10 protein-coding genes are annotated in these 13,485 nt (G+C 72.5%); all 10 read left to right on the forward strand.

Features of this window, described 5'->3' with window-relative positions:
* Window positions 1-327: 327 nt before the first annotated feature.
* Window positions 328-1,542, forward strand: coding sequence for a hypothetical protein (locus ACFRIC_RS01665; RefSeq protein ID WP_382778467.1), 1,215 nt, complete (start codon window positions 328-330; stop codon window positions 1,540-1,542).
* 59 nt (window positions 1,543-1,601) lie between these two features.
* The gene (locus ACFRIC_RS01670; protein ID WP_382778468.1) at window positions 1,602-2,606 is read left to right on the forward strand and encodes an ABC transporter ATP-binding protein; all 1,005 of its coding nucleotides are present in this window, start codon (window positions 1,602-1,604) and stop codon (window positions 2,604-2,606) included.
* Window positions 2,603-3,370 carry an ABC transporter permease gene (locus ACFRIC_RS01675; RefSeq protein WP_382778469.1) on the forward strand — a complete coding sequence of 256 codons (768 nt, stop codon included), beginning with the start codon at window positions 2,603-2,605 and terminating at the stop codon, window positions 3,368-3,370. The genes ACFRIC_RS01670 and ACFRIC_RS01675 overlap by 4 nt, the downstream gene beginning before the upstream one ends.
* A complete protein-coding gene (locus ACFRIC_RS01680; protein WP_382778470.1) occupies window positions 3,367-4,185 on the forward strand; it encodes an ABC transporter permease in 819 nt (272 codons plus the stop codon). The genes ACFRIC_RS01675 and ACFRIC_RS01680 overlap by 4 nt, the downstream gene beginning before the upstream one ends.
* Before the next feature lie 140 nt (window positions 4,186-4,325).
* Window positions 4,326-5,822 (forward strand): MFS transporter, encoded by a 1,497-nt coding sequence (locus ACFRIC_RS01685; RefSeq protein ID WP_382778471.1) that lies wholly within the window; start codon window positions 4,326-4,328, stop codon window positions 5,820-5,822.
* 234 nt (window positions 5,823-6,056) lie between these two features.
* Window positions 6,057-6,839: a hypothetical protein gene (locus tag ACFRIC_RS01690; RefSeq protein ID WP_382778472.1), complete on the forward strand. Its 783-nt coding sequence runs from the start codon at window positions 6,057-6,059 to the stop codon at window positions 6,837-6,839.
* A 180-nt stretch (window positions 6,840-7,019) separates the two neighbouring features.
* A complete protein-coding gene (locus ACFRIC_RS01695) occupies window positions 7,020-7,331 on the forward strand; it encodes a hypothetical protein (RefSeq protein ID WP_382778473.1) in 312 nt (103 codons plus the stop codon).
* Between the two features lie 116 nt (window positions 7,332-7,447).
* Window positions 7,448-8,434 (forward strand): hypothetical protein, encoded by a 987-nt coding sequence (locus tag ACFRIC_RS01700; protein ID WP_382778474.1) that lies wholly within the window; start codon window positions 7,448-7,450, stop codon window positions 8,432-8,434.
* Window positions 8,435-8,622: 188 nt separating this feature from the next.
* Window positions 8,623-10,470 (forward strand): HSP90 family protein, encoded by a 1,848-nt coding sequence (locus ACFRIC_RS01705; protein WP_382778475.1) that lies wholly within the window; start codon window positions 8,623-8,625, stop codon window positions 10,468-10,470.
* 2 nt (window positions 10,471-10,472) lie between these two features.
* Window positions 10,473-13,397 (forward strand): hypothetical protein, encoded by a 2,925-nt coding sequence (locus ACFRIC_RS01710; RefSeq protein ID WP_382778476.1) that lies wholly within the window; start codon window positions 10,473-10,475, stop codon window positions 13,395-13,397.
* Window positions 13,398-13,485 lie beyond the last annotated feature (88 nt).

Consider the following 13,485-nt stretch of genomic DNA (forward strand, 5'->3'; position numbering starts at 1 on the left):
TGCGCCGGGCCCGGGACCGCACCCGTACGGCTCGCCAAGTCGGCTGTATGCAAAGCAAGTTGCATCATTGTCATGCACCATTCGAGAGCAATACGCTGAGGCTACTTTCCATGACCGACCACATCAAGGAGGGTCCCATGAGTGTCGCCTTCAAGCAGGTCAAGGTCCGCCCGAAGCCGGGCAAGTAGTCGTCCGTCGAATGCGATCGGGATCCGGATCCGGGCCTGTTCGCCCTCCAGCGGTCCTGATCGCATTCCTCCTCGACCTCGGCGGAGTACCCCGGCTCGGGGGCCCCGTCCACCTTCGTGCACGGAGGCGGAGCCGGCGTTGACAGACGCACCGACCGGAACGGCGACGAACGTCGAGGTATCGGCCGCGACGGTCCTCGCCCTGCTCGGTGCCGGGCCCAGGGCTGAGCGCGACTCCGTGCTGGAAACCGCGCGCGACAGCCGCCACAAGCTCGCCGCGACCCTGCTGAGCCTGTGGGCGGGGAACGGCGAAGCCCTCACCGAGGCGGAGACGGCCGAACTGCGCCTGCACCAGGAACGTATCGACCACTACCGCGGTGTTTGGTCGCGCCTGCGGACGGCGGCGCCCGGGGCCTCCCTGCTCAAGGGCACGACGATCGCCGCCCTCTATCCGCCGGGAGTGCTCCGCGCGGCCGGTGATCTCGATGTCCTCTGCCCCGGCCACACGGAAGTGTGGGACTGCGCCCGCCACCTCGCCGCGACGGGATGGGAGCTGGGGGCCTTCACCGTGAGCCCCGCCAGGGCCGGCGACTCCGTACCGCTGCACCTTGGAGCCGAGTTCCTCAGCCCGGCACCCGAACCGTCTCCCGACCCCTACGCCGTCGGGCTGTTCACCGCGGAGATCGTGACCGAGGTGCGCGCCCCGGCGTGGCAGCTCACCCGCCCCTCCCCCTCCCCCCTGGCCGCCTCCGCGGTCACCCTGGTGGCAGAACGCTGGGAGCGGCCCTTCCGCAGCCGCGACCTCCTCGACCTGGCCCTGCTGCTCCAGCACCTCGACGACACCGGCATACGGCAGTTGCGTACCGACCTCACCAGAACAGGTCTGTGGCCGGAGTGGCGGGAGGCCCTGCGCGCCGTGGCCCGGCTGGGCTGGCGGCCCGCCGTGACACTGCCGCACACCCGCGGGGCCGCAGCACGCGCCCGGCTGCGGCGGGCGGCCCACGCGACGGCCCGCTGGAGCAGCCCGGTCCGCGCGCCCGCGCTGATCGCCCAGTCGGGCATCGAGGGCGACGGCGGCCCCCTCACGTACCTCGCCTCCGAGTTCGCCCACCGCGCCATCGGTGCCAGGCGGCTGCTCGGCGCGGGGCTGCCCCTGTTCGGCGTACCTCTGGAGGACGAACCGACGGACCGGCTGCGCCTGGACGACGTCGGGCGTCATCTCGTCGCACGGACCCCGCTCGGCTCGTTCTTGCTCGTGTCCGGACCCGCCCGGCAGGAGTGGCTGGACGAGGTGGCCGCGGGCGGTGGGGCCACCGAGGAGTCCGGCCCGGCCCCGGCAGGGCCCGACACGTGATCCTTCCGCGCCGGTCGGCGGACACCGGTCCGACGACCCCCCACGAGAACGGGAGCGTGATGACGGACAGCGGAAACGGCGGGGGTGACGTCGCCCGGCCGGGCGACGGCGAACCGGCTGTGGAGACGTACGGGTTGCGGCGGGAGTACCGCACACGGCGTGGTCCGGCCGTCGTCGCGCTCGACGACGTCTCCGTCACCGTGGAGCGGGGTGAGGTGCACGGTCTGCTCGGCCCCAACGGGGCGGGCAAGAGCACCCTGATGAAGATTCTCTCCACGGTACTGCTGCCGACCTCGGGCACCGGCCGCGTGCTCGGTTTCGATCTCGCGACCGAACACCGTCGGATCCGGCCCCTGCTCGGCATCGTGTTCGGCGGTGAACGCGGCCTCTATCCACGCCTGACGGCACGTCAAAATCTGCGCTACTGGGCCGCTTTGTACGGCCTGACCACCCGCGACGGCGTCGCCCGGACCGACGCGCTGCTCGACGAACTCGGGCTCGCCGAGCGCGCCGACGACCGGGTGGAGACCTTCTCCGTGGGCATGCGCCAACGGCTCCACCTCGCGCGCGGCATCATCGGCGACCCCCGCGTCCTGCTCCTCGACGAGCCCACCAACGGCCTGGACCCGCTGGCCGCACGGCAGTTGCGCGAACTCGTCCGGCGGCTCGCGGGCGAGGGACGGACCGTGCTGCTCGCCACGCACGACCTGTCCGAGGCCGAAGTGCTCTGCGACCGCGTCACCATGATCAACCACGGGCGGGTGGTCGCCGCGGAGGCGCCGAGGACGCTCGCCCGCCTCGTCGCGCGCCAGGATCGGGTACGCATCCGGGCCGAGGAAGCCCTCGTCGCCGAGGTGCGCGCGCTCCCGGGGGTTCTCGGCACGGAACCCGCCGACGACGGGACCACACTCGTCACGGTGGAGGACAAGGAAGCCGTGGGCCGTGTGCTCGCCTTCGTCGTCGAGCGGGGTGTGACCGAGGTCCGCACCGAACTGCCCGGCCTCGAGGAGGTCTACCTCCATCTCGTACACCGCAACGAGACGCGCAGCGTGGTGAACCGGTGAGTCTGCTCGCGGCGGCAGGCAGGTTCCAGGGACGCCTGGTGCTCACCCACCGCGACTACCTCATCGACCTGGTGCGTACGCCGCTGCTCGCCGCCGTGTTCCTGCTCCTGATCCGGCACAACGAGCGCCCCGACCTCCTCGCCAACGGTCTGCTCGCCCCCGTGCTGATGGGTGTGTGGAGCATGGCCATGCTGATCTCCGGGGAGGTCGTGGACAACGACCGCTGGCTCGGCACGCTGGAGCTCCAGATCGCCGCGCCGGTCGACTTCGCCCGGGTCGTCCTCAGCCGGGTCTGGGTGAGCACCGCGATCAGCCTCCTGACCGTGCTGGAGGTCGCGGCCGTCGCGATCCTCGGCTTCGGCACCGTCCCCCACGTACCGCATCCCGGCGTGTTCGCCGTGGCGCTTCTGGCCACCGCCGTCGCCACCGCGGGCACCGCCACCCTGATGGCCGCCCTGTTCGTCGCGACCCGGACGGCCCGCACCTTCCAGAACTCCCTGAGCTACCCCGTCCTGCTGCTCGGCGGCGTGTTCACGCCGCTCGACCGGCTGCCGGAGTGGACCCATCCCGTCGGCCGCCTCATCTATCTCTCCTGGAGCTCCGACCTGCTGCGCGACGCACTCGGCCCGGCGGCGGTCACCTCCGTCGCCTGGCGCACCGGCGTCGTCCTCGGCCTCGGCCTCCTCACCGGCGCCGGTGGATGGCTCCTGCTCGGCAGGGTCGTACGGCTCGTACGCGAGAACGGGACGGTGGGGCTGCGATGAGCCGCACCGCCGACACCGTCCTGACGGGCCGCCGCACACGGGTGCTGGGCTGGGCGGCGCGCGCCGGCGCCGCCGACTACGGCACCGTGTTCACCTGGAAGACCTGGCTGCTCGGCTGGTTCGTCCGGATGCTCGCCCAGGTCCTGTTCTTCGCCACCATCGGCAACCTCCTCGGACCGGGGCAGGCCCGGTACCTCCTGGTCGGCAACGCGGTGGCACTCGTCGCGCTGCACGGCATGTTCGCGACCGCGTCCACCACCTGGGAACTCCAGAACGGCACCCTGCCGCTGCTGGTCGCCTCGCCCAGCAGCCCCGCGCTCGTCCTGGTCGGACGCAGTCTCTTCTGGCTTCCGGACGGGGTGGCCTGCGGACTGGGCGCCGTCGTTCTCCTCGGTCCGGTGGCGGGGCTGAGCCTGAGCATCGCATCGGTGGCTCTCCTCTCCGCCCTGCTGATCCTTGTCGCGGTGACGAGTTACTGCCTGGGCCTCTTCCTCGGGTCCCTGGTGCTGACCGCCGTCGACCTGCGCAATGTCGTGTCCAACGCGGCGTTCGCGGTGATGCTGATCGTGTGCGGACCGGAGGTGCCCTCGGACGCCGTCGGGCCCGCCCTCGCCGGGTTCGGCCAAGTACTCCCCCTCACCCACGGCTTGCTGGCGATCCGGGAGGTACTGGACGGCGAGGCCGACGCGCACACCGCCGCGCTGGCCGGCTGGGAGACGCTGATCGGCGCGTGCTGGCTGGCGGCGGCGCTGACCGTACTGGCTCTGCGGGCGCGGAGGAGCAGGCGGGACGGGGCGGCGTTGTTCCTGAGCTGAGGAGCCGCGCGTACGGCGCAGAGCGTGGCCCCTCCGTGCCCGGCCGTGCCCAGCCCGCCCTGGCAGCCAGGGCACGGCTCCGACGCGCGCGGAACGGCTCCTTCCATCAGTTGGGCGGGGTGGCTGCTTAGCGTGACCCCATGACCACTGTCCAAGCCCCGCCCGCCCCCGACCAACGGCGGTGGAAGGCGCTCGCCGTCTGTCTGACGGCGGGCTTCATCTCCCTGCTCGACACCTCGATCGTGAATGTGGCCCTGCCCTCGATGGAGCACGGGCTCGCCGCCTCGGAGGCCGCCCAGTCCTGGGTGGTCTCCGGCTACGCGCTGACGTTCGGGCTGGTGCTCGTCCCGGCGGGCCGGCTGGGCGACATGCGGGGGCGACGCCAGGCGTTCCTGGCCGGGCTGGCCCTGTTCACGCTGTCCTCGTGGGCGTGCGGCCTCGCTCCCAGCGCCTCCTGGCTGGTGGTGTTCCGGCTCGTCCAGGGCGCGGCGGCGGGCATGGTCGCCCCCCAGACCTCGGGGCTGATCCAGCAGATGTTCCAGGGGGCGGAACGGGCCAAGGCGTTCGGCCTGCTGGGCAGTGTCATCGGGGTCTCGACGGCGGCCGGCCCGCTCGTGGGCGGTGTGCTGATCGACGCCGTGGGCACCGACGACGGATGGCGCTGGGTGTTCTTCGTCAATCTGCCCATCGGAGTGGCCGCGTTCGTCGCGGGCCTGCGACTGCTGCCCCGGTTCCCGGCGACGGGCAGGCGGGAGGAGTTCGACCCCTTCGGTGTGCTGCTCCTCGGCACGGCCGTGCTCGCGCTCATGCTGCCGCTGGTCCAGGAGCAGCAGTGGACCGGGCGGCTGAAGTGGGCTCTGCTGCCGGTGGGCGCGCTCCTGCTGATCGCGTTCTGGGCGTGGGAACGGCGCCAGAAGCTGCGCGGGCGGGCGCCGCTGGTCGATCTGGACCTGTTCGCCCTGCGCTCCTTCACGCTCGGTTCCCTGATCAGCCTCACCTACTTCGCGGGCTTCACCACGGTCTTCTTCGTCTACTCCCTGTTCCTGCAGAACACGGCCGGGTACAGCGCGCTGGCCGCCGGTGTCTCGGTGCTGCCCTTCGCGGCGGCGTCCGCGGTCGGTGCGGCCATCGGGGGCCGGCTGGTGATGCGGCACGGCCGCAAGCTGGTCGTCTTCGGCCTGCTCCTGGTGGTCGTGGGACTGCTCGGGGTGGTCGTGGCGGTGCAGTTGGTGCCGCTGGAGAGCGTCGGGTGGGCGACGGCCCTGCCCATGGTCGTCGGCGGGATCGGCTCGGGCCTCACGGTGTCCCCCAACACGACGCTGACGCTCACCCGCGTCCCCGTGCAGCGCGCCGGTGCGGCGGGCGGGGTGCTCCAGACGGGCCAGCGCATCGGCTCGGCGGCCGGGATCGCCGTGGTCGGCGCGGTGTACTTCGCCCACCAGGCCAGCCACGGGCGTTCGGTGACGGCGATTCAGCTAGGGCTGCTGACCGCGGTCGGAATGAGCGCGATCGCCCTCCTGCTGGCCATCGCCGACCAACGCGTACGCCGGGCCCACCCGGAACCGGAACGGACGGCGCCGACCGCCGGGAGGGGTTTCGAGGAGGGCGACGCGGAGGAGATGGCCCGGCGCGGCTGAAGCACCTGACAGGGCCGACCGGTCTTGACTCCCGGCGTGCGCCGGGCTTCGTGGGTACTACGTGACGTGCGGTCCCCGCGCCACTGTCCGGCGCGCGGACCGTACGGGCGCCACGGCGAGGACCTCATGCCCGACCACCTGGCCGCCGTGATGGCGATGCTCGGCCCGACCCGCGACCGCTACGCGAAACCGACCAAGCCGCACGGCTGTCGGCACGGGTGCGATCCTGGACGAATGTACGAGACAGCCGCGGCACGGGCGGCCGCACGGTGGCCCTTCGCCGAGTCGCAAGAGGCCGATTGGCTGCGCGAGCTGACCGCCGACGACGGCCTCACCGGGTTCATGCCGCCGGCGTCGCCCGACGCGGCCTGGGTACTGCACTCCATGCACGAGCACGAGCTCGGGCCGGTCGACATGTCGTTCGCCGAGTATCACCGGGCCGCGCTGATGGGCCAGAGGGACATCATCCCGGGCCTCGACCCGGCCGACGTACTCGACGGTGTCGCGGGTGAGCACCCCGGACCGCGTTGGCACAGGCTTCGATGGCACGAACTCGCATCGCGGATCGGTGATCCGGTGGTGCCCGAGGGGCGCTTTCCGTGTCACACGTCCTTCCCCGCCATCAAGTCGGGGAGCTGGGCGGTCACGATCCAGGGGCCGTCCGAAGGCTGTCTGGACCGAGCCGACTGGAACCGACTGATCGATGTCCTCACCGCGCACAGCCCGCTGGGCGCCGACACGCCCTGCTTCGCCTACTACAGCCCGCTGCTGCACGGGGCCGAGGACCTCGAGAACCTGCACATCCGCACCGGGACGCTCGAGGACGCGAAAGTGCTGTACGACCACCCCGAGGAAGATCACTGGAGCCCGTCCAATCTCTGGTCCCGGGACCGGTCCTGGATCGTCTGCACGGACTACGATCTGTGGGCCACCAAGGTGGCCGGGCCCGTGGAACTCGTCGAAGCGCTCCTCGACGACACGGATCTCGAGGCCGTACGCCTGCCTTGGGCCACCTGAGAATTCGCGCTCGCGCAAGGCTCGTCGGGGTGAGGCCGTGGCAGAATGCCGGCATGGTTCTGATCCGAAAGGGCGATGCCGCGTAGGCGTCCCAAGGCCGTCCGTGACGAGCGGTGGCGGCCGGCCCGGCACGTGTCCGTCCTCCGAATCCCCGGTGTGTCCGCTCGGACTCGGGCCGCCGTGCGACGCGTTGAGGCCCTCTACCTGCACCCGGACGCCGTGGCCGTCGCTCTCGATCGGTTCGAGCGGGCGTTCAAGCAGCCGGGACGGTATCTGACCGGACCCGGTGAGAGTCCCGGCATCGAGATCGAGGACGGCCGGGACGACCTGGAAGTGGCCCTGCGGTATCTGCCGAAGGGGGCCCGGGCCGATCTCGGCCGGCTGGTCGCGCGGATCGACGCGGAGTTCGAACGACGCACCGTTCCGGATCCGGGCCCGGCCTGCGCGTGGACGGCCGGACGCTGGTGGTGGTGGCGCATCCGGGAACGGTGACGCCGAGGGCCGACGGCTCGCGGACGACTCAGTCCCGGAAAACTCTATGGCCCTGGTGTCAGTGAGTCCGCTTATGCTGCACCGGACGATCATGAAGGACCAGGGGAGGGTGCGGCATGTGGGGCAAGCTGTTCGGCAAGGACGCGGAGAGACCGGCGACGGATCCGCACGCGCTTCCGGTGTCGCGCAGGGGCAAGAACGGGATGTACACGCTGCGCGCGCTCGGGGACGTACGGGTGCTCGCGCTGGTGGAGGCGGCCGACGCGGGTGACTGGGAGGCGGTCAAGGCCGCGCTGGCCCCGTTCGATCCCGGCCGCGACCACATGGTGCTCGCCGAGCTCGCCGAGCTGGACGGTGTGCAGGACTGGATCGTCCGGGCCGTCGAGGAGGACAAGGAGCACCGGGCGACGGCCCTGCTGATATCCGGGACGCGCCACATAGCCTGGGGCTGGGAGGCACGGACGAGTGCGCGCGCCGTGAACGTGACGCAGGAGCAGTGGCGTGTCTTCCGCGAGCGGCTCCTGATCGGCGAGGAGCACCTGCTGGAGGCCGCCGAGCTGCGGCCGGAGTGGATCACCCCGTGGCGCCGTCTGCTCACCTCCGCGCGCGGCATGTCCTTGCCGTCGAGCGTGAAGGAGGCCCGGCTCGACGCGGCTCTGCGCCGCGACCCGCTGGATCTGGCGACCCACGTCGAGTGGGTGTCCCAGTTGCAGCCCCGCTGGGGCGGCGAACCGGGCCAGGCCCTGGCGTTCGCCCGGGAGGCGCTCGGCCGCGCACCGCAGGGGCACCCCCTCGGCTGTGTGATCGCCATGGCGCACATCGAGGACTGGGTCGAGTCGGAGCGCGCGGACTGTCTCGAAACCGCGGCGATCCAGGCCGAGCTGCGCAAGGCGGCCGACCACAGCATCCTCCACCCGGCATACGTGCGACACCCGGGCTGGCAGCAGGACTTCAACATGTTCGCGATGGCCCTGTCGCTGGCCGGTGAGCGTCACACGGTCCGCCGTGTCTTCCAGGCCCTCGACGGCGCGTACACGAGCTGGCCGTGGGCGTACTTCGGGGATCCCGAGAAGCAGTTCGCCCGCCACCATCGCCGCGCCTGAGCGACCGGCGCTCCCGCCGTCACGGCCGCGCCCGAGCGCCCGGCACGCCGGTCACCGCCGCCCCGCCCGAGCCCGCACCACCAGCGCCATCACCGCCGCGTGAGCACACACGACGCCTGCCGTCACCGCCGTACCCGCGCGCACGCCGGTCCCGACACCCCGTTTCTACTCCCCCTCCGGACTGCCCGATGACACTGCCCGACACCGCCGCGACCCCGGCGGGCGACGACCGCACCTTCCAAGTGGATCTGCGGGGCCTCGTCGACCTCCTCTCCCACCACCTCTACTCCAGCCCCCGCGTCTATCTGCGTGAACTCCTCCAGAACGCGGTGGACGCGCTGACCGCCCGGCACGCCCTCGAACCGGGCGCCTCCACCGACGCCTTCGGCATCCGTCTGTACGCCGACGGTTCGGTCGTACGTGTCGAGGACGACGGTGTCGGTCTGACCGAGGCCGATGTGCACACCTTCCTCGCCACGATCGGCCGCAGCAGCAAGCGCGCCGAGAAGATCGCCGAGCAGCGCGGTGATTTCATCGGTCAGTTCGGCATCGGGCTGCTGTCCTGCTTCCTGGTCGCGGACGAGATCCATGTCCTCAGCCGCTCCGCCCGTACCCCGGACGCGCCCGCCGTGGAGTGGCGGGGCCGCGGCGACGGCAGCTACACCGTCCGTACGCTGCCCGCGTCCGCCCGCCCGCGGCCCGGCACCACCGTCACCCTCACGCCGCGCGCCGACGCCGGCGAGTGGACCCGGCCGCTCCAGGTCCAGGCGCTGGCCCGGCACTTCGGCTCGCTGCTGCGCCACCCGGTGACGTTCACCGACACGACGGGCGGCACACCCGCGCCGGTCAACCCCGACCCCGCGCCCTGGGCGGTCACGTACCCCACGCCGGGAGCCCGTTCGCGTGCCCTGGCCGCGTACGGCGAGGACGTCCTCGGGTTCAAGCCGCTGGACACGATCGAGCTGGACCTGCCGGCCGTGGGTCTGAAGGGCATCGCCTGCGTGCTGCCCGAGACGGTGCCGGCCGGGCGCCGCCACGGCCACCGCGTGCACGTCAAGGGCATGCTGCTGTCCGAGCAGGCCGAGGAGATCCTGCCCGAGTGGGCGTTCTTCGTCCGCTGTGTCGTGGACGCCGAGAGCCTGCGCCCGACGGCGTCCCGCGAGTCCCTGTACGAGGACGACACCCTCGCCGCCGTCCGCGACGCGCTCGCCGAACGGCTGCGGGACTGGATCGCGCGGGCCGCCGCCAGCGACCCGGATCTGCTCGCCCGCTTCCTCCAGGTGCACCACCTGGCCGTCAAGTCGCTCGCGGTGCACGACGACGAGATCCTGCGGATGCTGCTGCCCTGGCTGCCGTTCGAGACCACCGACGGGCACGCCACACTCGACGAGTTCGCCCGCACCCACCGTACGGTGCTCGTGACGTCGAGCGTCGAGGAGTTCCGGCAGGTCGCCGCGATCGCCTCGGCCGCCGGGCTCGGGGTCGTCAACGGCGGCTACACCTACGACCGTGAACTCGTGCACCGGCTGCCGGAGATCAGGCCCGAGGCGAGTGTCGCGGACCTCGATCCGGCGACCCTGACCGCGCACCTCGACCCCGTCGACCGGGAGACGGAACTGGCCGCCGCGGCCTACCTCGCCCAGGCCCGCGACGCCCTCGCCGTCTTCGACTGCGACGTCGCCCTGCGCGCCTTCCAGCCCGCTTCCGCCCCCGCCCTCCTCGTCGACAGCCGCGAGGCCCGGCACGAGCGCACCCGCTCCCAGCTCGCCCGTGAACAGGAGGGCGGCGTGTGGGGCGACATCCTCGGCGCCCTGCGCCAGGAGGCTCCGCGGGCCCAGCTCATCCTCAACCAGCTCAACCCGCTGGTGCGCACGGCCGTCACCATCACCGAGCCCGAACTGGCCCGCACCAGCGCCGAGGCCCTCTACGGTCAGGCCGCGATGCTGTCCCGGCGTCCGCTCAGGCCCGCCGAGTCGAGCCTCATCAACCGTTCCTTCCTCGACCTCCTCGCCCACGCCCTCCGCAAGGACAGCTGACGATGCCGACCACACCCCAGAACACCGACGAGCTGCTCCAGGCGCTCCAGGAGAACGACCGCCGCCCCTACGGCCGCACCCGCACCGTCACCGCCGAGGAACTCGTCGAGGCGGCCGAGCAGTTCGCCGAGCCCGTACCGCTCATTCGCGCACTCCTCGAACTCCAGGAGGCGTACACCTACGGCTCCGAGCCCCGGAAGTCGCCCGTCGTCTTCGCCCGCCTGCTCACCCTGTTCGACGAGCAGCCCGACGTCTTCGACGAGCGCCTGCGCCACCTGCTGTTCTGGCGGTTCAAGTGGGTGGCCAACGCGCTGCTCGCGCTGCCCGAGATACCGCTGGCCAGCCTGCGTCAGTGGCAGACGGAGATGCGCGACAGGTACGAGAAGGCCGGCCTCGGTCTCCAGCCCTACTACGGGCAGGCGTACCAACTCGCGGCGCACACCGGTGAGGACACCGCGCTCGCCTTCGAACTGTGGGCGGGGCGCCCCCGTACCCGGCTCAGCGACTGCGAGGCCTGCGAGATCTGCGAACGCGCCCTCCACCACCTCGCGGCGGGCGACGACGAGCGGGCCCTGCGCGTCTGGGAGCCCGTCCTGGCCGGGAAGGACTCCTGCCAGGAGGAGCCGGCGCGTTCCATCTCGCACGCCCTGCTGCCCCTGCTGCGCACCGGCGCCGCCGACCGGGCCGTCGAACTGCACCTCGCGGGCTACCGCGCCTGCCGCCGCAACCCCTCGATGGCCGGGGAGGTCGGCCGTCACCTCGAGTTCTGCGCGCTGACCGGCAACGAGGCGCGCGGTCTGGAACTGCTCGCCGAGAACCGGGGCCTTTTCGACGAGGTGGAGTCGCCGCGCGACATGCTCGACTTCCTCACCGGCGTGGAGGTTCTCCTCCGTCGGGTCGAGCACCTGGGCCACGGCGAGCTGCCCGCCGCCGGATTCGCGGGCCGCGCCTGGACGGTGGCCGGCCTGCGTGCCGAGGTGGCGGACCGCGCCGACGACCTCGCCGCCCGTTTCGACGCCCGCAACGGAACCTCCGCCCACGGCGACCGCCGTAAGGTCCGCGTCGAACGCGCCCCGCTCCTGGACGCGTTGGAGCTGACCCTGCGCCCGCGCAGCCTCGACGACCTGGCCACCGCCGTCCCGGTCGCCGCGCCCCCGGCCCGTACGACCGCCGCCGTACCCGAATCGGTCGCTGAACTGATCCTCCGGGCACGGGAGTTGGACGACCTGGGCCACCCGGACTCAACCGCCGTCTGGGCCCGGCTGCGCACGCTCGCGGCCGCCCACGACTACGTCCACCCCGAGGATCCGGAGGTGGGTTCCCTCGTACGGCTGCGCGCGGACCTGCTGGACGACGAGGCGAGCCGGGCGGGCGACAAGGACGATTTCGCCACCGCCCAGACGCTGTACGAGGAGGCCACGGGCCTGTACGAGGACGCCGGTGCGCCGGATCGAGCGGCACTCGCCCGCGCCTGCGCCCTGCTCGCCGCGGCGGGCGGTGTCGACGACGGGGCCGAGGCGAAGGCCGCGGCACTGACCGCCGCCCACGCGTCCATCGTCGCCCTGCACGAGGCGACCAGCGGTCTCAAGCCGGTGCACGAGGCCCGTCTGCTGCGGCTGCGGGCCACCGTGCTCGGGCTGCGCCTGCAGACCTCGGGGAACCCGGAGGACGCCGCGCCGGTCTTCGCCGAGGCGGACCTGCTGCTGGCGTTCGCCACGCGGCACGACATCGTCGGGCAGATCTCCGGCGGACTGCTGCTGAAGGCCGGCACGCACGCCCTCGCCGGCGACCTGCCCACCGCGGCCGCCGGAGTCGACGACCTCCTCGGCCGGCTGAAGGCCCACGGCCCCGCCTGGCACCTGCCCCGCGCACTCGGCCTGCGGGCCCGGCTCCACCTCGGCCTGCGGGACGCGGAAGCCGCGTACGCGAGCCTGACGGAGGGGCTGCGGCTGGCCGCCGACTGGCCGGCCGCGGCGGTCGACACCAGCCGCCTCCAGAGTGACCTGGCCGAGGTGTGCATGCACCTGGGCCGACCCGACGAGGCACTGCGCCATCTGACGCGGTCGGCGGAACTGGACCTCCGTGACGGCAGCCGCACGGAGGCGTTCTGCACCTACAGCAACGCGGCCCAGCTCAGCCTCGACATGGGCCGTGTCGAGGACTGCATCGCCCTGCTCGACTCCCTTTTGTCCGAAGCGGACGTCAAGGCGGGCGAGTTGGACGACCGTCTGCTGGCCCAGCTCCGTCTGACCCGGGCCCGGGCCCTGCACGCGGGTGAGGACCTCAAGGCCGCCACGGCCGAACTCGTCGCCCTCGCGGCCGAGTCGGCCGAATGGGAGGACGATCCGGGGAGTCACGCCATGATCGCCGCCGAGGCGGCCGTACTGCTGGGCGAGTCCGGCGAGTTCGGCCGGGCGCGCGAAGCCGTGGACCAGGCGCTGGCCGCTCACGCGCGGGCACCCCGTTACGAGCAGCTCAGCAGTTGTCTGCGCGAACTCGCCCGCCAGCAGGCTCAGCAGCACGGGGAGGAGGGCCTGACCGACGCCCTCGTCTTCCTCGCCGACGCCGGCCGGATCGCGGAGGAGGCCCGCGAGGCCGAGTACGAGACCCGGGGACGTTCCCTGGACTCGGCCCTGGCCTACGAACACGGTCGGGTCAACGCGTACGCAGGTGAGTACGAGGACGCCCTGGCCGCGCTGGAGAAGGCCCTCGCCCTCCTCGGCGAGCCCGGACCGGAGGACGACCGGGCCGGAGAGTGGGCCGAGTGCGTCCGCTTCGCGGGTGCCGTGGAGGGCCTCTACCTGGAACGCGTCTCCCCCGCCCTCACCCGCCTCGACAAGGCCGTGTCCCTGCTGACCCGCCTGGGCCACAAGGAGGAGACCGAACCGCTGACGACACTGGCCTCCCGCCTGCGCGACGAGTCCTGACACACCGACCGCGGCGCCCGGGGGGGGTGGGGGCGCCGGGGCGGGCCCGGGGGGGGGGGTGGGGGTTTTGGGGGGGTCAGGGGGGGGT

Origin of the sequence: Streptomyces sp. NPDC056738 (assembly GCF_042790435.1) — a bacterium.
Classification (GTDB): Bacteria; Actinomycetota; Actinomycetes; order Streptomycetales; family Streptomycetaceae; genus Streptomyces.

Coding starts and splice junctions, on each gene's coding strand:
- ACFRIC_RS01670 (WP_382778468.1), top strand. CDS start 1,602: ATGACGGACAGCGGAAACGGCGGGGGTGACGTCGCCCGGCCGGGCGAC.
- ACFRIC_RS01680 (WP_382778470.1), top strand. CDS start 3,367: ATGAGCCGCACCGCCGACACCGTCCTGACGGGCCGCCGCACACGGGTG.
- ACFRIC_RS01685 (WP_382778471.1), top strand. CDS start 4,326: ATGACCACTGTCCAAGCCCCGCCCGCCCCCGACCAACGGCGGTGGAAG.
- ACFRIC_RS01690 (WP_382778472.1), top strand. CDS start 6,057: ATGTACGAGACAGCCGCGGCACGGGCGGCCGCACGGTGGCCCTTCGCC.
- ACFRIC_RS01700 (WP_382778474.1), top strand. CDS start 7,448: ATGTGGGGCAAGCTGTTCGGCAAGGACGCGGAGAGACCGGCGACGGAT.
- ACFRIC_RS01705 (WP_382778475.1), top strand. CDS start 8,623: ATGACACTGCCCGACACCGCCGCGACCCCGGCGGGCGACGACCGCACC.
- ACFRIC_RS01710 (WP_382778476.1), top strand. CDS start 10,473: ATGCCGACCACACCCCAGAACACCGACGAGCTGCTCCAGGCGCTCCAG.